The following is a 19,937-nucleotide window of genomic DNA, read 5'->3' as shown; positions in this document are numbered from 1 at the left end:
TGTGTTGTGTGTTGGGAGGACCGCCTACCGCTTCGAAAGGGCTCCGGCCACGAGGAAGGCCATCTCCAGCGACTGCATGTGGTTCAGGCGCGGATCGCACACGGACTCGTAGCGGTCCAGGAAGGCGTCCTGGTCGATCGGGTCCGCACCACCCAGGCATTCGGCGACGTCGTCGCCGGTCATCTCCACGTGCAGGCCACCGGGGACAGTACCCAGGGAGTGGTGCACTTCAAAGAAGCCACGGACTTCATCAATGACGTCATCGAAGTTGCGGGTCTTGTAGCCGTTCGGCGAGGTCACCGTGTTCCCGTGCATGGGGTCCGTCACCCACAGGACTTGGGCGCCGGAGGCCGTGACGCGCTCGACGACGGCGGGCAGCTTCTCGCGGATGTTCTTCGCGCCCATACGGGTAATGAAGGTCAGGCGGCCGGGTTCGCGGTTCGGGTCCAGCTTGTCGATCAGGCGCAAGGCGTCGTCGCCGCTGGTAGTCGGGCCCAGCTTAACGCCGATGGGGTTGCGCACACGGGAGAGGAAGTCGACGTGGGCGTGGTCGAGCTCCCGGGTCCGCTCGCCGATCCACAGGAAGTGGGCCGAGGTGTCGTACGGCAGGCCGGTGCGGGAGTCGATGCGGGTCAGGGCACGCTCGTAATCCAGCAGCAGCGCTTCGTGGCTGGCAAAGAACTCGACGCGCTTGAGAGCCTCAAAATCGGCGCCACATGAGTCCATGAACTTGATGGCACGGTCGATGTCACGGGCCAAGGACTCGTAACGAGCGTGGGCCGGGTTCTCCGTGAAGCCTTTGTTCCACTGGTGGACCAGGCGGAGGTCGGCGAAGCCACCCTGGGTGAAAGCGCGGATCAGGTTCAACGTGGAGGCAGAGGTGTGGTACGCCTGCAGCATCCGGCCGGCATCGTGGGCGCGGGATTCAGGGGTGAAGTCGTATCCGTTGACGATGTCGCCACGGTAGGCCGGCAACGTGACGCCATCTCGGGTCTCATCATTGGACGAACGCGGCTTGGCGAACTGTCCGGCCATGCGGCCCATCTTGATCACGGGCATTGCTGCACCGTACGTGAGGACCACTGCCATCTGCAGGATGGTCTTTACGCGGGCGCTGATCTTGTCCGCCGTGGCAGCCTCGAACGTTTCCGCGCAGTCACCACCCTGGAGCAGGAACGCTTTGCCTTGGGCCGCAGCCGCCAGACGCTCCCTGAGGACATCCACTTCTCCGGCAAAAACCAGCGGCGGAACGACCGAAAGTTCCTTGACCGAGGCCTTGAATACCTCGGCATCGGACCACGTTGGCTGCTGGGAGATCGGCAGGTCGCGCCATGCGTCGAGCCCGGGATAGTTCGCCGCTCCGCTCTGTGCGGTGCTGGCGAGTGGATCTGCGGTGGGGAGTGCGGTGTTTGCGGTAAGCTCAGTCACCCTTCAAGAGTAGTGGCCCGGGGCAGGGTTGAGGCACTGGAGGCGTAACTGATGCTGCCGTTTGCGTCACAGTCTCCGTGTGCTCACTGGCCTTCGGCGCGGGGTTCGTCCCTGTCCTCTGCGATGTCGTTCGCAGTATCTTCCTTACCCTCGAGCTTGTGGAGGGGCTCCGGGCCCTTGCCGGCCAACCTGGCTTTGACCACGGCAGCATATTCGTCCACGTATTCCTGCCCGGAGAGACGCATCAGTTCATACATGATTTCGTCTGTGACCGCCCTCTGCACGGCGCGGTCCTCTTCCATTCCGTAGTATCGGCTGAAGTCGAGCGGTTGTCCGAAGATGATGCCGATCCGGCGGATGTTAGGGAGTCTCTTGCCGATGGGTTGGACTTTTTCGGTTCCGATCATGGCGACCGGGACCACCGGGACGCGTGTCTGCAGGGCCAGCCTTGCAACCCCCACCTTGCCCCGGTAGAGCTTTGCGTCCGGGCTTCGGGTGCCCTCGGGGTAGATGCCAAGGAGACCACCGGAGGTGAGCACATCCCTGCCCGCCTGCAACGACATTTCCGAGGCCGCCCCTCCGGAACGGTCCATGGGGAGCTGGTTGCTCAGTCTGAAGAACATCGCAGTGAGCCGGCCCTTAAGCCCCTTGCCGGTGAAGTACTCCGACTTGGCGAGAAAGATCACGGGGCGACGGACCATCAGGGGAAGGAAGATGGAGTCCGAAAAGGACAGATGGTTCGAGGCCAGGATTGCTGCCCCGTTCTGGGGAACATTGTCCAGGCCTTTGACCCAGGGACGGAACAGGAGCTTGAGGATTGGACCCAGAAAGATCCTCTTCATGACCCAATAGAACACGCTTGTCCTCTCACGGCCGTTGGCTGGCATGCTTCCGGCAACCCGGCCGGCACTCAACTGCAACCCTACTCCAGTGAGAAATATCCGGAACAGTGACACGATGGAACGCATGACGGAACGCAACCCACCAGCAGCGACCGCTTTCCACTACGCCGGACACGGCCCGAACGCCTCAACGGGCGTAGCGATCTGCCACGGCTTCACGGGCAGCCCTTTGAGCATGCTTCCCTGGGCTGAGTACCTGGCGTCGCAAGGCTTTGCCGTGACGGTCCCCCTCCTTCCGGGCCATGGCACCAGCTGGCAGGATCTGGCCACCACGCGGTGGCAGGACTGGTATGAGGCGTTCGAAGGAAGCTATCTGGAGCTGGCGGCCACGACGGAGACCTGCTTCGTTGCCGGACTCTCGATGGGTGGGGCCGTTGTCCTCCGGCTGGCGTCCATACACGACGTTCCTGGTGTGGTGTTGGTCAATCCTGGCCTGAGCTTCTACGACCGGCGCGTGAAGTACGTCGGTGCTCTGAAGTACATCATGCGGACCACCGAACCCATCGTGGAAGACGATGCAGCGCCGGTGCTGACCGAAGACGGTGACTACTCGAAGACACCCCTCAAGGCCGTACATGAGCTCAAGAAGCTGTTCCGTTCCGCCACCCGGGGACTGCCCCACGTAAAGGCACCGACCCTGGTCTTCAAGTCCACGGTCGATGGCGTCATTCCTCCCTCATCGGTGGATACCATCCGCAAGCACATAGACGCCACGCGCCTGAAAGTGGTCACCCTTCCGCACAGCGGGCACGTGGCCACCCTGGATGTCGATGCACCCACAATTTTCGAAGAATCCGAGACGTTTTTCCGCCAACATGCCCATCACAGAGTAGCCTCGGAGTCATCATGAAAATGCTCCCGGATTTCTCACCGTTCCTTAGCAACTGGAGCGGAACAGGCCCTCGCGTTGGTGTGGTCATGTCGCATGGATTCACCGGAAGCCCCCACAGCGTGAGGCCTTGGGCTGAGCACCTGGCCGCTGCCGGTTACGCCGTCAGGCTTCCGTTGCTGCCCGGACACGGAACTACCTGGCAGGACATGGCCAAGCGGTCGTGGCAGGAATGGCACCGCGCGGTCGATGACGCCTATCTCGAACTCGCTGCCGAATGCGATTACGTCTTCGCCGCAGGGCTGTCGATGGGCGGCACGCTGGCGTTGCGGATAGCGGCCACCCGGCCCGTTGCCGGAACGGTTGTGGTCAATCCCGGGCTTGTTTTGGATGATCCGCGCGCCGTCATTGTTGCTGCGCTCAAGTACGTGGTGAAGACTACTCCGGCCATTGCCAACGACATCCTCAAACCGGACCAGGACGAAGGCGCCTACGCACGGACGCCAGTCGCGGCGGCCCACCAGCTCAAGAAGATGTACAAAAACACCGCCGCGATCCTGCCGCGCATCACTGCTCCCGTGCGCGTCTACAAGTCGACCGTGGACAACGTCATCTCAAACGCCAGCCTGGAATTCCTGCGCTCCCGCGTGCAGGCCCCGGTGGAAGTCAGCTACCTCCACAACAGCCACCACGTAGCCACCCTGGACAATGACGCACCGGAAATCTTCACCGGTACCGTCGATTTCATCCATCAGACCGTAGCGGCTTTGGCCGGACACGGGCCCTCCCCCGATAAGGATGCAGCCCATGAACAGGCCTGATCCCAACTCAGCTGACCAGAGTGCCAACAAGGACGACGACGCCGTCTGGCAGGATCTGGTAGCCCGACTGGAAGCGACGCAATCCACTCCCGACAAGCCGGAACCGGAGAGCGGCCAGCCAAAGGCAGGGGCCGGGAAGAGCTTCAGCGATTTCGACCCCCTGGGCCTCTCGACGCCTGCTCCCGCGCCCTCACCTGATTCCGCCGTCGAAGAACAGGGCCGCGCGCTGGGCCCGCGTGACTTCGAGGTGGACGACGACGAAGAACCGTTTGTCCCCGAGGAGCCCCCGAGCCTGGCCGGCACCGAACCCCTGACGATGTTGGCGTGGGTTGGCGCTGTGGGTGGTCCCGTCGCTTTGCTCTTCACCGCAATGTTCTGGCGGTCGGCGCCGCTGGCAGCCATCCTGGGAATCGTTGCCGCCTTTGTGGCGTCGGTGGTCTTCCTCATCATGAGGCTTCCGCAGGAAAAGAATGAGGACGACGACGGCGCCCGCATCTGAGGTCCGACGTCCAGTTCGCCGTGGCTGACCTTAGCTGTGCGTCCTCCCGCTGACCCGCGACAGGTCGGCGGCACCGATCATGCCGGCCCGCGGGCCCAAAGCAGCGAGCTCAATCCGCGCCATGGGTCGGAACCCACGACCTGTCAGGTTTTTGGCGAACGAGTCGCGGGCAGGTCCCGCCAGCAGGTCCCCGGCGTCGCATAACCCGCCGCCGATCACGAACATCCCCGGGTCCAGGGCAGCAGCGAGGTTGGCCAGGCCGAGGCCCAGCCATTCGCCCTGGTCCGCCAGCAGCTCCCGGGACGTGACATCGCCGGCAAGCGCGAGGGCTGTGACTGCCGCCCCCGTAATGTTCTCCGCGGTCCCACCGGCACGTTCCAGCAGCGCCCGGCCTTCGGGGGAATTGGTCCTGACCAGCTGCCGGGCTTCACGGCCCAGCGCGTTTCCGGAAGCGTACTGTTCCCAGCATCCACGGTTGCCGCATTCGCAGCGGTGACCGCCAGGGAAGATGATCTGGTGACCGAATTCGCCGGCCACACCGTAACGGCCACGCTCAACGCGGCCATCCATCACCATGGCCCCGCCAATGCCCGTACCCAGGGTGATGCACACGAGGCGGCTCTCTCCGTGTCCGGCCCCGAAGCGCCATTCAGCCCACGCCGCGGCATCGGCGTCGTTCGTGAGAAGGACCGGACGCCTGAGCAGTTTCTGCAAGCTGGCCCTCAGGGGCTCATTGCGCCAGGCGAGGTGCGGACTGAACAGGACCGTACCGCCGTCGAGGTCCATCCAACCGGCGGCGCCGATTCCCACCGAGGCGACCCGGTGACCGGCGCTGAGTTCGTCCACGAGCTCCACGATGGTCTGTTCCACGGCCCGAGGATCGGCCCCGGGGGTGGACCTGCGGGCTTCGGCAAGTACGCGGCCCTCGGCATCGACCACACCGGCGGCCACTTTGGTGCCACCGATGTCGATCCCGATGGCCAGTCCCCTGCGGCCAAGATGGCTCCGCCGGGCAGCCCACGGAACGTCCTTCCAGGCGGCGGCCGGAGGCCTGGAGGTTATGCGGGTGCTGGACCGGAATGCGGGCATCCCCTCATCCTATTCCGCCAGCCACTGCGGTCCGGCATCGAGGGCGCCGGAAGTCCCCGAGTTGCTTGAAATGAGGCTGAATCCGTAAAGTTACTCGCGAGTAGGTGAAATAGAACACACCTCCGCGAGCGGGCATACTAGAGTGAACAGAAGCCTCTCGTGGCCCGTGGATACCAAAGGAGCTACCGTGCGTGAAATCAGTGTTCCTCCCCTCGTGAACATCTCCCCTGAAACCAACATCACTGACTTCGTGCTTCGGGAGGCGGAAAAGGCTTCCAACCCGCCGCTGTTCTCCAAGCTGGACAGCAGCGGCCAGTGGAAGGACATCCGCGCCACCGAGTTCCTCGACGACGTCAGGGCGCTGGCCAAGGGCCTCATCGCCAGCGGCGTAGGCCAGGGCGACCGGGTGGGCATCATGTCCAGGACCCGCTACGAATGGTCCCTGGTGGACTTCGCGATCTGGTTTGCCGGAGCTGTGTCCGTCCCCATCTACGAAACGTCATCGCCGTCGCAGGTTGCCTGGAACCTTGGAGACTCGGGGGCTGTAGCCGCATTCGGCGAGTCCGCCCACCATGAGGACATCATCCGCCAGGCCGTGGTCGCCGAAGACATCACCTCCGTCGCCAACGTGTGGCAGCTCGAAGGCGCCGGCCTCGATGCCCTGCGCGCCGCCGGCGCAGGGGTTCCCGACGACGAACTTGAGTCCCGCCGCTCCGCCGCCGGCCTGCGGGATGTGGCCACCATCATCTACACCTCCGGCACCACGGGCAGGCCCAAGGGTTGCGAGCTGACGCACGGCAACTTCGTGGAACTCTCCGAGAATGCGCGGGCCTCCCTGCCGGAGATCATCAACGAGTCCGGCAAGACCATCATGTTCCTGCCGCTGGCCCACGTTTTTGCCCGCTTCATCTCCGTCCTGGCCGTGGCCGGTGGCGTCCAGGTGGCCCACACGCCGGATATCAAGAACCTGCTGGGCGATCTCCAAAGCTTCCAGCCCACGTTCATCCTCGCTGTCCCGCGTGTTTTCGAGAAGGTGTACAACTCAGCACTGACCAAGGCCGAAGACGGTGGCAAGGGTGCCATCTTCCACCGGGCCGTGGACACTGCGATCGCGTACTCCAAGGCACGCCAGGACGGACGCCTCGGCCTCGGCCTGAAGATCAAGCACGCCGTGTTCGACAAACTGGTCTATGGAAAGCTCCGGGCGGCCATGGGTGGGCACGTCGCCCACGCGGTGTCCGGCGGCGGCCCCTTGGGCGAACGCCTGGGCCACTTCTTCCAGGGCATCGGGCTGCAGATCCTTGAGGGTTACGGACTGACCGAAACCACGGCTCCCATCTCCGTCAACACCCCTTCCATGATCAGGATCGGAACCGTAGGGGCTCCCCTGCCGGGGAACTCAGTGAAGATAGCCGACGACGGCGAAATCCTCGCCAAGGGTGTCTGCGTCATGCGCGGCTACTACAAGCGCCCGGACCTCACCGAAGAGACGTTCACGGAGGATGGCTGGTTCCGCACCGGCGATATCGGCGAACTGGACAGCAACGGCTTCCTGAAGATTACCGGCCGCAAGAAGGAAATCATCGTCACTGCCGGCGGCAAGAATGTGGTGCCGGCCCTCCTGGAGGACCAGATCCGCTCCGACGCACTGGTGTCGCAGGTCCTGGTGGTTGGTGACAACCGTCCGTTCATCGGCGCCCTGGTCACCCTGGATGAAGAAGCCTTGCCTGGCTGGCTGGAACGCCACGGCCTGCCTTCGACCACGACCTTGGAAGAGGCCGCCGGGAACGCCGTTGTGAAGGCTGCTGTGCAGGAACTGATCAGCAAGGCAAACCAGTCGGTGTCCCAGGCCGAGGCCATCAAGTCCTTCCGCGTGGTCCCGGCGGACTTCACAGAAGCCTCCGGCCACCTCACCCCCTCCCTCAAGGTCAAGCGCGCCCAGGTCATGAAGGACTTTGACGCAGTGATCGAGGAAATGTATTCCGCTCCCCGCGCGTCGTAGCCGGCAGCGCCTGCGCCAAGGCACGAAAGCAAAAAGGAACCCCTCCCGGACTGGTCCGGGAGGGGTTCCTTTTTGCGGTGCGGGCCGTTAGCTGACTACCAGCAACAAGTCGCCGCCCTGCACCTGCTCCACCGCCGAGATGGCCAGGCGCGAAACGGTACCGGCTACCGGCGTCGTAATGGAAGCTTCCATCTTCATCGCCTCGATGGTGGCCACGGTGTCGCCGACCTTGACAGTGTCACCTGCCTTGACGGTGACGGTCACGGCACCGGCGAAGGGTGCTGCGACCTGCCCGGGCTGGGCGGGGTCGGCCTTCTCTGCCGCCTTGACGTTGCTCACCACGGAACGGTCACGGACAACCACCGGGCGGGACTGGCCGTTGAGCGTACACATGACTGTGCGCATGCCCTTCTCGTCGGCTTCTGACACGGCCTCGAGCTGAGCAATAAGGCGAACACCCTTTTCCAGCTCAATGACGTGCTCTTCACCGTGCTGGAAGCCGTAGAGGTAGTCGCGGGTGTCAAGGACGGAGACGTTCCCGTAGGTTTCCACGCTCTTCAGGTAGTCCTTGGTGGGACCTGCAAAGAGGAGGCGGTTCAGCGTCTGCTGGCGCGTCTTCGAATCGCCCTTGAGGGCCTCGCTGTCCTCGGGGCTGATCTCCACATCGCGTACCTTCACACTGCGGCCTTGGAGGGCCTTGGTACGGAAGGGCTCAGGCCAACCACCGGGAGGATCGCCGAGCTCACCGGAGAGGAAGCCGATGACAGAGTCCGGAATGTCGTAGTTCTGCGGGTTCTCGTTGAAGTCCGCGGGATCCGCGTTCAGGCCAACAAGGTGCAGGGCAAGATCGCCCACCACCTTGGAGGATGGCGTGACCTTCACAAGGCGTCCGAGGATGCGGTCCGCGGCCGTGTACATGTCCTCGATGGCCTCGAACTGCTCCCCCAGCCCCAGCGCAATGGCCTGCTGGCGGAGGTTGGAAAGCTGGCCGCCGGGGATCTCGTGCTGGTAGACGCGGCCCGTGGGACCCGGAAGGCCGGACTCGAACGGCGCGTAGACGCGTCGGACGGCTTCCCAGTAGGGCTCCATGGCACCCACGTTTTCCAGGCTGAGACCCGTGTCCCGCGGAGTGTTCGCGAGGGCCGCCACCAGTGCTGAGGCCGCCGGCTGGCTGGTGGTTCCGGCCAGGGAGGCAGCAGCAACGTCCACGGCGTCAACGCCTGCGTCCACTGCAGCCAGAAGAGTGGCCAGCTGGCCACCGGCGGTATCGTGCGTGTGGAGGTGCACGGGCAGGTCGAAGCGTTCACGCAGTGCGGTCACCAGTTTGGCCGCAGCGGCCGGGCGCAGGAGGCCGGCCATGTCCTTGATCGCGAGGATATGTGCACCGGCGTCGACGATCTTCTGGGCCAGGTCCAGGTAGTAGTCCAGCGTGTAGAGGTCCTCGTTGGGATCCAGGAGATTGCCGGTGTAGCACAGGGCCACCTCCGCCACGGCGGTTCCCGTTGCCCGCACGGCGCGGATGGCGGGGGCCATCTGGTTGACGTCGTTGAGGGCGTCAAAGATACGGAAGATATCGATACCGGTGGCGGCGGCCTCGTTGACGAAGGCTTCGGTCACCTCTTCCGGGTACGGCGTGTACCCGACGGTGTTGCGGCCACGCAGGAGCATCTGGATACAGGTGTTCGGCAGGGCCTTGCGCAGGGCAGCGAGGCGGTCCCAGGGATCTTCGCCGAGGAAACGCAGGGCGACGTCGTACGTGGCACCGCCCCAGGCTTCGACGGAAAGCAGCTCGGGCAGGAGCGCCGTCACGGCCGGTCCGGCAGCGACGAGGTCGCGGGTTCGGACACGGGTGGCCAGGAGCGACTGGTGGGCATCGCGGAAAGTGGTGTCAGTGACTGCCAGTGCGTTCTGCTCACGCAATGCCTTGGCGAAGCCCTCCGGTCCGAGCTCCTGCAGACGCTGGCGCGAACCCGAAGCAGGAACCGGCCCCTCGATCACCGGCAGCTTGCTGGCCGGGTCCGTGCGGACGGGCAGCTCGCCGTTTGGCTTGTTCACCGTGACGTCGGCGAGCCAGGTGAGGAGCTTCGTGCCACGGTCTGCGGAGATGTGGGACTTCAGCAGTTCAGGACGCTTGTCGATGAAGTCCGTGGCCACATTGCCGGCGTTGAAGTCCGGGTCGGCCAGGACAGCCTGCAGGAAGGGGATGTTGGTGGAGACGCCACGGATGCGGAATTCGGCGAGGCCACGACGTGCCCGGGCAACGGCAGCGGGGTAATCCCGGCCACGGCAGGTCAGCTTCACCAGCATCGAGTCGAAGTGGGGGCTGATCTCGGCGCCCGAGTACACGGTACCGCCGTCGAGCCTTACGCCTGCGCCGCCGGCAGAACGGTAACCGGTTATCTTGCCAACGTCGGGACGGAAGCCGTTGGCGGGGTCCTCGGTGGTGATACGGCATTGGAGGGCAGCGCCCTTGATGGACACGGACTCCTGGCTCAGGCCCAGATCTGCCAGGGTCTCCCCCGATGCAATACGCATCTGGGCCTGGACCAAGTCGACGTCGGTGATTTCCTCCGTGACAGTGTGCTCCACCTGGATGCGGGGGTTCATCTCGATGAAGACGTGCTGGCCTGCACGCTCGCCTTCAGTGTCGACCAGGAACTCGACCGTACCGGCATTGACGTAGTTCAGTGCTTTGGCAAATGCCACGGCGTCACGGTAGAGAGCCTGGCGGATGTTCTCGTCCAGGTTCGGCGCCGGGGCAATTTCGACGACTTTCTGGTGGCGGCGCTGTAGCGAACAGTCACGCTCGAAAAGGTGCATGACGTTGCCTTCGGCATCGGCCAGGATCTGCACTTCGATGTGGCGCGGACGAAGAACGGCTTGCTCAAGGAACATCGTGGGATCGCCGAAGGCCGCATCGGCTTCGCGCATGGCTGACTGCAGTGCTTCGGGCAGTGCCTCGCGCGTCTCCACGCGCCGCATGCCGCGACCACCGCCGCCGGCTACTGCTTTGGCAAAGATGGGGAACCCGATCTCGTCCGCCGCGGCAATAAGTTCATCCAGGTCCTTGGACGGCTTGCTGGACTTCAGGACGGGAACGCCCGCTTTACGCGCAGCTTCCAGGGCGGCAACCTTGTTGCCGGCCAGCTCCAGCACTTCCGCCGGAGGGCCGACGAAGGTGATGCCCTGCGCCTTTGCGGCGCGGGCGAGGTCCGGGTTCTCGGACAGGAACCCGTAGCCGGGGTAAATGGCGTCTGCGCCGGCTTCCTTGGCGACGCGGACAACCTCCTCGACGTCCAGGTAGGCACGGACGGGGTGGCCCACCTCGCCGATCAGGTAAGCTTCGTCGGCTTTCTGCCGGTGGATCGAGTTACGGTCCTCGTGCGGAAAGACGGCTACGGTCTTGGCGCCCAGTTCATAACCAGCGCGAAACGCCCTGATCGCGATTTCTCCGCGATTGGCCACCAGAATTTTCGAAAACATACTTCTCCTGCATCATTGCGGGTGGATCGGTCGGTGGTCACAGTGTGTAGTGCCGCCAGCATCAAACACAAATCTTTGTGGCAACCATCACAATGGATTCGTCATGTGGGCGGTATATGCGTGCGCGCGAAGCGACCCCGTGCTATTGCCACCGCTATTCCCGGGGCCGGGCGCGTAGAAAGCGGGATTCGGCGCCGAAGCACCATATGATGTTGAGGGGGCTTCGGCAAGCCCCGGCTCCAGGCATTCCGGAGCCGAAGGAGCGCGATACGGCAACCGGCGTTAGGTTTTGGGTTTTCAAGTGCAAGTAGTCAGCATCAGCAGCCTTAAAGGTGGAGTGGGAAAGACGTCCGTGACCACCGGTCTGGCGTCAGCGGCCCTCGCAGCCGGCATCCCTACTTTGGTGGTGGACCTCGATCCCCATGCCGACGCCACGACGGCGCTTGGTGTCCAACCAGGTTCGCAGCAAGACATCGGCCGAATGCTGAAAAGCCCCCGACGAGCGAAGCTTCAGGACAACGTGGCCGGCAGCAGCTGGGTTTCCAACGGCTCCAGCGACGGCACTTTGGACGTCGCCGTCGGTTCGGCCTTCACAGGCATCTACGACCGGCCCGACCTTGGACGCCGGGACCTCCGCAGGCTCTCAGCAGTGCTGGCCGGGGCAAGCAACTACGAGTTGGTCCTCGTTGACTGCCCGCCCTCCCTCAATGGCCTGACCCGCATGGCCTGGAGCGCCAGTGACCGCGTAGTACTCGTGGCAGAGCCCGGCCTGTTCTCCGTGGCCGGCACCGAACGGACCATGAGGGCCATTCAATTGTTCCGCCAGGAATTCGCCCCCAACCTGGCCCCGGCAGGGATCGTCGCCAACCGCGTCCGCAGCGGATCGGCAGAGCACACGTTCCGCTTGGCCGAAATGGAATCCATGTTCGGAGAACTGTTGCTTACCCCGCACATCCCGGAACAAGCCAACTGGCAGCAGATCCAGGGTGCGGCCCACTCGGTCCACCACTGGCCGGGAGATTCGGCCAAGAGCGCTGCCAAACTGTTCGACGCCCTCCTTGAGAGCCTCCTTGAGGGCCAAGGCTCCATCAGGGACCGCCGCCAACGCTGAGCGGGACCAGGCGTTCACCCCACACCACTACAAAAGAAAGCCTCGTCCTGACAGGGACGAGGCTTTCCTGGTGCTGGTGGGGATTCCTAACCGATGCGGCGCGCGACGCGGCGCTTGCTCAGCTCGTCGTCGGGAAAGGACTGCTCAGCAGCGTGCTCACTCGGCAGAGCGGCCAAGCTGCCCTCCACTTCGCGCCATACGCGGCCGACGGCAATGCCAAAGACTCCTTGGCCGCCTTGCACAAGGTCAATGACCTCGTCCGCGGAAGTACATTCGTAAACACTGGCTCCGTCGCTCATCAATGTGATCTGCGCGAGGTCCTCCACTCCACGCTCGCGGAGGTGTTCAACGGCGGTTCGAATCTGTTGGAGGGAGACACCGGTATCAAGGAGGCGCTTGACCACTTTCAGGACCAGGATGTCGCGGAAGCCATAAAGCCGTTGTGATCCGGAGCCGGCCGCGCCACGGACAGCGGGCTCAACGAGACCCGTTCGTGCCCAGTAGTCCAGCTGGCGGTAGGTGATGCCTGCTGCTTTGCACGCGGTCGGGCCGCGGTAGCCCGCGTCCTCGTCCAGCACGGGAAGATCCTCTGTGAAGAGTAGACCCTGGGCGCCGGATGCGGGCGCAGCAATGCCGGCAGAGGACTGCTTCAGCTCGCCTGCTTCGCCTTTCGGACTCACGTGACCTCCTTGTTGTCAGCTCCCTTGGGGACGGTGCACACTCTGATACAACGGCAAAATGCAGCAGTGTAATTCCCGCAAGTCGGCACCTTCCAGTGTGACTTGCGCGGGCAGTGTATGCAACGGGAACTTGATACTTCGACGTTAGGCCTGTGAAGGGCCGAGGTCAAAGACCCCGGCCTCAAAATCCTGTCGTGTCGAAAGTTTCACCCTCAACTTTAGGTTGAGGGTGTCTCAACCTTCAAAATCTTCGGGCTCGACGTCATCAAGGAACTCGCGGAACCGGCGCATCTCACGCTCTTCCTCCACCGTGGGATCGGGTTCGGAGTCTTCACCTTCATCATGTTCGGTGATCCGGACGCCAGCCTCTTCCATTACGGCATCGGCGCACCAAATACGGCACTTGGCCCGCAAAGCCAAGGCAAGAGCGTCCGAAGCGCGCGAGCTGACTACCGTGCCGTCGTCGAACTGGAGCTGCCCGTAAAAGATGTTGTCCTCCACGGCCACGATGTTCACGCTGATGATCGTGTGGCCCAAGGATTCCACGACGTCGATCAGGAGATCATGCGTCATGGGCCTCGGCGGGACCACACCCTGCTGGGCAAGGGCTATGGCACTGGCTTCGGGCGTGCCGATCCAGATGGGCACGTGCCGCTCACCGTTAAGCTCGCGCAGAAGCACCAGGGGCTGGTTCGACGGCAGTTCAATCCGTACTCCGACGATTTCGACTTCTATCATCAGCTGTCCATCCGGGAGATTCGGTCGTGGACCAGGGCCCGGTGCAGGGTGAGGCAGAGATCGCTGATCTCGCGTGCAGCCTCCGCAGCCCGGGCCTGCGATGCTGCATCACGCCTGGACGTCAAAGGCGCTACCGCCCTTTCCACCAGGCCGAACTCGCGCTCGGCCGCAGCCTGGAAAGGACGAAGGTGCCGTGGCTCCAGGCCGTGGCCTTCCAATTGGACACAAGCCCTTGCCACTTGCAGGGCATGCTCATCGAACTTGCCACCGACATGGGAAATCAGTCCGAAACTCAGGAGCGATTCCAGCAGCGGCACACTGGCCCCGGACTCTGCGCGGAGCTGCTCCTCAGTGAGGGCACGGGCACGCCCCTGCATTTCTGCCGCCATCTCGGCCGAAACCACCCGCGGGGAGACGGTGACACCCGGCGGAAGGTTCTCCGGCCGTTCGCCCCGGTCAATTGCGTCCAGGTAGTCCTTGATCACTTTAAGGGGCAGGTACTGGTCTCGCTGGAGGGCAAGCACAAACCGGAGGCGCTCAACATCGCTGTCCGAGTACTGCCGATAGCCGGCAGGGGTCCGTTTCGGATTGATGAGTCCTTTTTCCTCAAGGAAACGGATCTTGGACGCGGTCATCCCCGGGAAGTCGTCGCTGAGCTGCGCGAGGACTTCCCCGATGTTCAGGACCTGCGGTCCGCGACGGTCCGGCTGGGCAATAGCCACAGGCAGGTTCCCCGTCAGACTTGGCCTGCAGGGCGGACAGGGCTGATGTAGTAGGTCAACCGGAACTTGCCGATCTGGACCTCGTTGCCGCTCTTGAGCTGCACCCGGTCTACGCGGTCGTGGTTGACGTAGGTGCCGTTGAGGCTGCCCATGTCAACGAGTTCGAAACCCGACGCCGTGCGGATGAACTGCACGTGCTTGCGGGAAACCGTGACATCGTCAAGGAAAATGTCCGCGTCAGGATGCCGGCCCGCAGTCGTGGTGTCGGCGTCGAGCAGGAAGCGGGCTCCGGCGTTGGGTCCGCTGTGCGCAATGAGCAGAGCCGAGTTCGGCGGGAGTGCGTCCACGGATGCACGCTCTTCAGGAGCCAACTTGGGGGCAATGCTTGGCTCGTCCCATGTTGGCGTGATGCTGATCGAGGTGGTCTCCGACGTCGGCTGTTCCTCCGCGCCGTTCCCGACATTGGCTTGGTTCTTGTCGCCGCCAACCATGGAATTTCCTCCTCATCCGCTGGCAGTCCCAGACCCTGCCAGCCACTTCCGCATCCCGGTACCGCCGGGCAAATCGGTTGCTGGCCCGTCCGCCCACTTTCCCTGAGATGGGAAAACAGCCGGGCGGGCCAGATAACTTTAGCCTACCTGTTGTTCGTACTCCGATGCACTGAGCAGGGAATCCACGGCGTCAGGTTCTGCAAGCTTTACTTCAATAAGCCAGCCTTCGCCGTACGGGTCCGAGTTGATCAGTGCGGGATCCGTGTCCAGGGCATCATTGCGATTGATGACCTCACCGGTAACCGGAGCGTAGATATCACTGACGCTCTTGGTGGATTCGACCTCTCCGACAACCTCGTTGCCGGTGACTTTGGTGCCCGGTTCCGGCATCTGTGCGTACACCACATCACCCAACGCGTCCTGCGCGAAATCGGTGATGCCAATCCGCACAACGCCATCGGCATCCGGAGCGGTGACCCACTCGTGCTCTGCAGTGTAGGAAAGTTCTTCTGGAATATTGCTCACGGGTGGCCTTTCATCGGGACAATGACGAACCTCGACGGCGGCCTGCACAGCTGGCCACCGCTGAAAGTATATGCACATTTCCCCTGCGTCCGATGGGTCTTTTCCATGATCGCGCTGAACACTCCGCGCAGACCCCATGCCTGGCCCCTAAGACGCGAAGAAGCCCGCCACGGATGATCCGTGACGGGCGTCTTGCGCAATCCGCGCTTTAGGCGACCGTGGCCCCGTGGGGTTCGCGTTCGACGTCGGACGTTGCCTCGGGTGCCGCCACTCCCCCGCGCTTGGCTGCTGCAGCTGCTGCCAGCATGACCAGAAGCGCCGCAACGGTGATCGCAGCACCGGCCCAAATGGGCGAGGTGTAACCGAGACCGGCGGAGATTGTGACACCGCCAAGCCAGGCGCCCAACGCATTGCCAAGGTTGAATGCGCCGATGTTCGCACCCGATGCCAGCGTGGGCGCAGAGGCAGCAAAATGCATGACACGCATTTGGAGACCCGGAACGGTCGCGAACCCGAAGCCGCCCATCAGAGCCAGGGAGACCAACGTGGCAATGCTGCTGGAGGCCGTCAGGGCGAAGAAGACCAGGACCACTGCAAGTCCGGCAAGGATGACAATGAGCGACTTGTCCAAGGCCTTGTCAGCGGCTTTGCCACCCAGGAAGTTACCTGCGAAGAGGCCTCCACCAAAGAGCACCAGAAGCCAAGGCACCGCGCTGGATTCAAATCCGGAAACCTCGGTGAGCGTGAAGGCAATGTAGGTGAACGCGCCAAACATGCCACCAAAGCCGAGGATGGTCACGACGATGGAGAGCCACACCTGGCCGGACGCGAACGCACCCAGTTCGCTGCGGAGGCCCTTGGTGGGTTCGGTGCTGGCCTTCGGGACCATGAGTGCGATACCAAGCAGCGCAACGACGCCGATGGCGGTAATGGCCCAGAACGTCGACCGCCAGCCGAAGTTCTGCCCCAGCAGGGTCCCGAAGGGAACACCCAGGACGTTGGCGGCCGTCAGGCCAGTGAACATGATCGCGATGGCGCCTGCCTTTTTATGCGCAGGCACAAGGCTTGCTGCCACCACAGAGCCGATGCCGAAGAAGGCGCCGTGGCACAGTGCGGCGACGATGCGACCGATCAGCATGGCTGTGTAGGAGTCGGCTATGGCCGAGAGGAAATTGCCGGCGATGAACAAAACGAGCAAGCCCATGAGTACGGGCTTGCGTGGAAGCCGCGTCACGGCGGCGGTCACCAGGAGGGCGCCAACCGTCACGCTGAGGGCGTAGCCGGAGATGAACCAACCGGCCGAAGCCTCGCTGACCTGGAAGTCGGCGGCAACTTCCGGCAAGAGGCCCATGATCACGAATTCAGTCAGTCCGATACCGAATCCGCCGAGGGCAAGGGCGATCAACCCTGCGGGCATGTGGAACTCCTTCATAGGGTGGTTCCCCTGGGGAAGTGGAAGTGCGCCGCCGGGAACCGTAGAATAATAGTTGCAGACGCTCCATATATAGTTGCACACGCTAGGTATTTGCGCAAGCAACTACTTTTGGATGCGTCGCGATCGACTCAATCAAGGCAGGAGCACAGCAGACATGGGCATCAAGGATGACGCCGTAGAAGTACGGGCACAGGGCTGGCGTACCCTTGCCGCCCTGCACGGGAGCATCGAGGCGGAACTGGAGAGGGCACTCCAGTCCTCCAATGAGCTCTCGGTTGTGGAGTACACAGTCCTGGATGCCCTGAGCCGCCAGGACGGGTGGCACATGCGGATGCAGCAACTGGCCCGGGCCACCGCGCTCTCCAGCAGTGCAACCACCCGTCTGGTCAACCGACTGGAAGACCGTGGGCTGCTGACCCGCATTTTGTGCGCCGATGACCGGCGCGGGATCTACACGGAGCTGACGTCGGCCGGCCAAAAGCTCCTGGAGGCCGCCAAGCCCGTCCATGATGAAACGCTGGCTTCTGCCTTGGAAGCCGCGGAGGCCGTGCCGGAACTGGAGCCGCTGGTGAGGGCACTCGGGGCGCTCCAGAAGGCCTAAGCCACTCCCCCGGCCCTGTTCGCGTGAGTACCGCCCTGAACGGCGGGCTCGCCGGATAGGCCCCGGGGCTTTAACGACCAAAGGCCGGAATCACGTGTTTCCACGTAATTCCGGCCTTTTTGGTCGGGCTGACAGGATTTGAACCTGCGACCCCTTGACCCCCAGTAATGAGGCCACTGTACGTTCCAGTATTTGCGAGGAACGTACAGTGATCTCTCCCCCTATATATAAGGGAAGGAGCACCGGGCCGTATCGGCCTGTTTCTTCCTCTATCCGGCAGTGTGCACACACAACCGCACACACCTTCGAACTTCGCTGCTACGTACTAACTCGGGTGTAGCAGTACCATCGGGGCATGAAACGAATATTGGGGGTAGCTGGCGCCGTTCTGCTGGCAATTTCGTTAGCATCCTGCGGTTCTGCCGGCACTGTTGCAAACCAAGCTGAGTCCACTTCGCCGAGTGCATCGCCAAGGCCGACAACGTACTACGGCGAGACCGCCTCGGCGGTGGCCGCTCTCATCCCAGGATGTACCGATGTAAAGTCGGGAGACATCGCTAAAGGCGGGCCGGATCTTGCGTCTACGGCCTCATGCGTTCTGGATGGGCGGACGATCGACGTCAACAGTTGGCGGGACAGCAAAGCTATAGACAGCATGAAGAAGGTCATCGACGCAAACGAAGCCGAGGTCTTTTACGCCAGTGGCACGGGTTGGACGGCGCATCCTCGACGCGACATGACGTTCCAGTACCAAATCACGAATCAAGCGGGCGAGCTCCTAAAGCTCGGAATGAGTGGTCAGACGGCGCCTGCGCCGGATCTAAGGGGAGAGATGGAAGTCTCTCAAAAGATCGCTGACGCCCTTGGCGGCAAAGTGGAGCACTACAAGCCATAGTGCACAGAACGTAAGCTGCCCCAGCGGCTAGCCTGATCCTCTCAGCGCCGGCCCTGGGGCAGAACGTTCAAAACCGCCTCTGGGGGTGAACAGGTCCCTCGGGCCTCGCTAGTCAACCACCACAGAGGCTAGCAAGATGTAGAAAGCATACATCATGTGGTGACAATAGTTAAGTAATCACTTACGCATGGTGCGTCTCAGCCTTCGTATGCCTCAGGGTCGATGAGCTTCGGAGGAATACCGAAGACAGCCGCGAGCGCATCCACCCTCGAGGCTGGGAGGCGCCGCCGCCCGACCTCGTACCCCGTAAGGGTGGTGTGGTGACAGCCCACTAGGCTACCGAGTTCGTCCAGAGTCAGCCGCTTCTTCTGGCGCTCCAATTTGATGATGTGCCCGATTCGAACATCCAAGAGATTCATGGCGGCAAGCTTGCCAGAGGTGGTGACCTGACCCGAATGAAGGACGGGATATAGACGAAATATGCAACTTAATTCACCCTGTTGCATGGTTCTGCAAGAACTGAGCCCGTCCCTAGCTGTCCGCGAGGCCGCGGCTGCGCTCCGCAGGTCACCACCCAGCCCGAAAGCTCAATCCTCGCTGGCTCGCGTCAATTCCCTCACCGATGCTCGACGCAGGTACTGTCTGACTCATGCCTTTCCCCGTTGAGACCGTCCAGGTTGAGCTAGTCAATTCATGGTGGGAGCAGATACTCCCCGTGGCCGCGCTTCTTATCTCTGTGTTCTCGGTAGGCCTGACGCTCGCGTTCCGTTACTTTGACCGCCTGGTCCTCAAGGTACAGGCAGTCTGGATCCCGGTAGAGACGTCTTCTATGCAGATGTTCACTGGTCAAGATGTGGTTCTTGTGGAGGTGACCAACCGCAGCCGAACGGCGACGACCGAGGTGTCCTTCCTGCTGCTTCAAACCAACGAGAAGAGAACATTCGGAGCCGGCATCCGGCCCAATCCGAACGACTCTAAGTTGCCGGCGATAATCGGCCCTGGGCAGACAGCCTCGATTTCTTACTCGGCGCAGCGGATGGGGCAGCTACTGAACACCTCACCGGAAGTCTCTTGGATCCGGGCAATGGCAGTGAGTGGCCACAAAACGATCCGCGGTAAGAAGCACCGGGACATCGTTGGAAGGCTGCGACAGTACGCCAACGATAACCCGTAGGTAGTACTTCATCGTTGTCCTAGGTGGATGCCTTTGCCTTGAGGGCAGAACGCCATTTGTGTCAGCCCTCACCTATAGCGTTGCGGGTGTCGGCAATGCGCGACGACAACCAATGACGGGAGAAGACTATGAGTAATGACTATTCGACGGCCTGGGATGCCCTCGCCGAGACTATCGGGGCAGCCAAGGGGCAAAGTTCCGGAAGCATCACGGACCTTGAACATCTTGACACCGACCAACGACTGAAAGTTGTGGAGATCACCGCACTACTGTCCATCGCTCAGGAGCTTTCTGCACTGAACCCACAGAACACGAGCTCCCGCGACGAAGAAGGCAACGAGGTCAATGGCTGGGGCATCGTAACGAAGAAGGCCAAGAAGAAGCCGGGCCGTCTCACATCATCCTAACGACGAAGCCCCCATCTTCGAGGATGGGGGCTTCGCTGCTCATATCTGAAAGATCCTCTGACCATCGTGGTACTCCTCGAACAATGGACTCATCCATGAGCAACC

At 62.7% G+C, this 19,937-nt stretch carries 20 protein-coding genes; 9 read left to right on the top strand and 11 right to left on the bottom strand.

All coding sequences use genetic code 11. The annotated features are described in order from the left end of the window. Positions 1-24 precede the first annotated feature (24 nt). Together N5P29_RS08535 and N5P29_RS08530 are read right to left on the bottom strand one after the other, a co-directional pair. Entirely contained in the window at positions 25-1,428 is a 1,404-nt protein-coding gene (locus tag N5P29_RS08535) for a class II 3-deoxy-7-phosphoheptulonate synthase (RefSeq protein ID WP_262278157.1), read from the bottom strand. 83 nt (positions 1,429-1,511) lie between these two features. After that, positions 1,512-2,285, bottom strand: coding sequence for a lysophospholipid acyltransferase family protein (locus N5P29_RS08530; RefSeq protein WP_262278156.1), 774 nt, complete (start codon positions 2,283-2,285; stop codon positions 1,512-1,514). 109 nt (positions 2,286-2,394) lie between these two features. Here N5P29_RS08530 and N5P29_RS08525 point away from each other — a divergent pair, with 109 nt between their 5' ends. The 3 genes from N5P29_RS08525 to N5P29_RS08515 are packed head-to-tail and all read left to right on the top strand — an operon-like array spanning position 2,395 to position 4,479. Continuing rightward, positions 2,395-3,180, top strand: a complete 786-nt coding sequence (locus N5P29_RS08525) for an alpha/beta hydrolase (protein WP_262278544.1) — start codon at positions 2,395-2,397, stop codon at positions 3,178-3,180. After that, positions 3,177-3,980, top strand: coding sequence for an alpha/beta hydrolase (locus N5P29_RS08520; protein ID WP_262278155.1), 804 nt, complete (start codon positions 3,177-3,179; stop codon positions 3,978-3,980). Before N5P29_RS08525 ends, N5P29_RS08520 begins: the two co-directional genes overlap by 4 nt. Beyond that, positions 3,967-4,479, top strand: coding sequence for a hypothetical protein (locus tag N5P29_RS08515; protein ID WP_262278154.1), 513 nt, complete (start codon positions 3,967-3,969; stop codon positions 4,477-4,479). The genes N5P29_RS08520 and N5P29_RS08515 overlap by 14 nt, the downstream gene beginning before the upstream one ends. Positions 4,480-4,509: 30 nt before the next feature. On the opposite strand, the gene N5P29_RS08510 is transcribed toward N5P29_RS08515, so the two are convergent. Beyond that, positions 4,510-5,568 carry an ROK family protein gene (locus N5P29_RS08510; protein ID WP_262278153.1) on the bottom strand — a complete coding sequence of 353 codons (1,059 nt, stop codon included), beginning with the start codon at positions 5,566-5,568 and terminating at the stop codon, positions 4,510-4,512. A 187-nt stretch (positions 5,569-5,755) separates the two neighbouring features. Here N5P29_RS08510 and N5P29_RS08505 point away from each other — a divergent pair, with 187 nt between their 5' ends. After that, positions 5,756-7,570, top strand: a complete 1,815-nt coding sequence (locus N5P29_RS08505) for an AMP-dependent synthetase/ligase (RefSeq protein ID WP_262278152.1) — start codon at positions 5,756-5,758, stop codon at positions 7,568-7,570. 87 nt (positions 7,571-7,657) lie between these two features. Here N5P29_RS08505 and N5P29_RS08500 read toward each other — a convergent pair whose 3' ends face one another. Continuing rightward, positions 7,658-11,053: a pyruvate carboxylase gene (locus N5P29_RS08500; RefSeq protein ID WP_262278151.1), complete on the bottom strand. Its 3,396-nt coding sequence runs from the start codon at positions 11,051-11,053 to the stop codon at positions 7,658-7,660. Positions 11,054-11,354: 301 nt separating this feature from the next. On the opposite strand from N5P29_RS08500, the gene N5P29_RS08495 reads away from it, so the two are divergent. Then, positions 11,355-12,164, top strand: coding sequence for a ParA family protein (locus N5P29_RS08495; protein WP_262278150.1), 810 nt, complete (start codon positions 11,355-11,357; stop codon positions 12,162-12,164). 86 nt (positions 12,165-12,250) lie between these two features. Here the strand turns inward: N5P29_RS08495 and N5P29_RS08490 are convergent, their stop codons facing one another. The 6 genes from N5P29_RS08490 to N5P29_RS08465 form a co-directional block, all read right to left on the bottom strand. Further along, complete coding sequence (locus N5P29_RS08490; protein ID WP_011774391.1) at positions 12,251-12,844, bottom strand: MerR family transcriptional regulator; 594 nt, start codon at positions 12,842-12,844, stop codon at positions 12,251-12,253. A gap of 234 nt (positions 12,845-13,078) precedes the next feature. Beyond that, positions 13,079-13,582 carry a bifunctional nuclease family protein gene (locus N5P29_RS08485; protein ID WP_144662596.1) on the bottom strand — a complete coding sequence of 168 codons (504 nt, stop codon included), beginning with the start codon at positions 13,580-13,582 and terminating at the stop codon, positions 13,079-13,081. Beyond that, positions 13,582-14,298: a transcriptional regulator FtsR gene (locus N5P29_RS08480; RefSeq protein WP_262278543.1), complete on the bottom strand. Its 717-nt coding sequence runs from the start codon at positions 14,296-14,298 to the stop codon at positions 13,582-13,584. Before N5P29_RS08480 ends, N5P29_RS08485 begins: the two co-directional genes overlap by 1 nt. 20 nt (positions 14,299-14,318) lie before the next feature. Further along, entirely contained in the window at positions 14,319-14,795 is a 477-nt protein-coding gene (locus tag N5P29_RS08475; RefSeq protein WP_144662597.1) for an FHA domain-containing protein, read from the bottom strand. Between the two features lie 138 nt (positions 14,796-14,933). Further along, entirely contained in the window at positions 14,934-15,320 is a 387-nt protein-coding gene (gene gcvH, locus N5P29_RS08470) for a glycine cleavage system protein GcvH (RefSeq protein ID WP_144662598.1), read from the bottom strand. A gap of 208 nt (positions 15,321-15,528) precedes the next feature. After that, entirely contained in the window at positions 15,529-16,737 is a 1,209-nt protein-coding gene (locus N5P29_RS08465) for an MFS transporter (protein WP_262278149.1), read from the bottom strand. 172 nt (positions 16,738-16,909) lie between these two features. Between N5P29_RS08465 and N5P29_RS08460 the strand changes: the two genes are divergently transcribed. Continuing rightward, positions 16,910-17,356 carry a MarR family winged helix-turn-helix transcriptional regulator gene (locus N5P29_RS08460; protein WP_262278148.1) on the top strand — a complete coding sequence of 149 codons (447 nt, stop codon included), beginning with the start codon at positions 16,910-16,912 and terminating at the stop codon, positions 17,354-17,356. A 355-nt stretch (positions 17,357-17,711) separates the two neighbouring features. After that, on the top strand, positions 17,712-18,251 hold the full coding sequence (locus N5P29_RS08455) for a hypothetical protein (protein ID WP_262278147.1): 540 nt from the start codon (positions 17,712-17,714) through the stop codon (positions 18,249-18,251). A gap of 197 nt (positions 18,252-18,448) precedes the next feature. Here the strand turns inward: N5P29_RS08455 and N5P29_RS08450 are convergent, their stop codons facing one another. Then, positions 18,449-18,670 carry a helix-turn-helix domain-containing protein gene (locus N5P29_RS08450; RefSeq protein WP_262278146.1) on the bottom strand — a complete coding sequence of 74 codons (222 nt, stop codon included), beginning with the start codon at positions 18,668-18,670 and terminating at the stop codon, positions 18,449-18,451. Between the two features lie 230 nt (positions 18,671-18,900). Between N5P29_RS08450 and N5P29_RS08445 the strand changes: the two genes are divergently transcribed. Both N5P29_RS08445 and N5P29_RS08440 read left to right on the top strand, forming a co-directional pair. After that, complete coding sequence (locus tag N5P29_RS08445; RefSeq protein ID WP_262278145.1) at positions 18,901-19,425, top strand: hypothetical protein; 525 nt, start codon at positions 18,901-18,903, stop codon at positions 19,423-19,425. A 128-nt stretch (positions 19,426-19,553) separates the two neighbouring features. Next, entirely contained in the window at positions 19,554-19,832 is a 279-nt protein-coding gene (locus N5P29_RS08440; protein ID WP_262278144.1) for a hypothetical protein, read from the top strand. Positions 19,833-19,937: the final 105 nt, after the last annotated feature.

Source organism: Paenarthrobacter sp. JL.01a, from assembly GCF_025452095.1.
Taxonomy (GTDB): domain Bacteria; phylum Actinomycetota; class Actinomycetes; order Actinomycetales; family Micrococcaceae; genus Arthrobacter.
The sequence above is the reverse complement of the archived record's forward strand: the minus strand, read 5'-3'. Positions and strand labels throughout refer to the sequence as shown.

What these genes read in the sequence shown, in the direction of transcription:
- N5P29_RS08525 (WP_262278544.1), top strand. Translation starts at nt 2,395, where the DNA reads ATGACGGAACGCAACCCACCAGCAGCGACCGCTTTCCACTACGCCGGA.
- N5P29_RS08520 (WP_262278155.1), top strand. Translation starts at nt 3,177, where the DNA reads ATGAAAATGCTCCCGGATTTCTCACCGTTCCTTAGCAACTGGAGCGGA.
- N5P29_RS08515 (WP_262278154.1), top strand. Translation starts at nt 3,967, where the DNA reads ATGAACAGGCCTGATCCCAACTCAGCTGACCAGAGTGCCAACAAGGAC.
- N5P29_RS08510 (WP_262278153.1), bottom strand. Translation starts at nt 5,568, where the DNA reads ATGCCCGCATTCCGGTCCAGCACCCGCATAACCTCCAGGCCTCCGGCC.
- N5P29_RS08500 (WP_262278151.1), bottom strand. Translation starts at nt 11,053, where the DNA reads ATGTTTTCGAAAATTCTGGTGGCCAATCGCGGAGAAATCGCGATCAGG.
- N5P29_RS08485 (WP_144662596.1), bottom strand. Translation starts at nt 13,582, where the DNA reads ATGATAGAAGTCGAAATCGTCGGAGTACGGATTGAACTGCCGTCGAAC.
- N5P29_RS08475 (WP_144662597.1), bottom strand. Translation starts at nt 14,795, where the DNA reads ATGGTTGGCGGCGACAAGAACCAAGCCAATGTCGGGAACGGCGCGGAG.
- N5P29_RS08465 (WP_262278149.1), bottom strand. Translation starts at nt 16,737, where the DNA reads ATGCCCGCAGGGTTGATCGCCCTTGCCCTCGGCGGATTCGGTATCGGA.
- N5P29_RS08460 (WP_262278148.1), top strand. Translation starts at nt 16,910, where the DNA reads ATGGGCATCAAGGATGACGCCGTAGAAGTACGGGCACAGGGCTGGCGT.
- N5P29_RS08455 (WP_262278147.1), top strand. Translation starts at nt 17,712, where the DNA reads ATGAAACGAATATTGGGGGTAGCTGGCGCCGTTCTGCTGGCAATTTCG.
- N5P29_RS08450 (WP_262278146.1), bottom strand. Translation starts at nt 18,670, where the DNA reads ATGAATCTCTTGGATGTTCGAATCGGGCACATCATCAAATTGGAGCGC.
- N5P29_RS08445 (WP_262278145.1), top strand. Translation starts at nt 18,901, where the DNA reads ATGCCTTTCCCCGTTGAGACCGTCCAGGTTGAGCTAGTCAATTCATGG.
- N5P29_RS08440 (WP_262278144.1), top strand. Translation starts at nt 19,554, where the DNA reads ATGAGTAATGACTATTCGACGGCCTGGGATGCCCTCGCCGAGACTATC.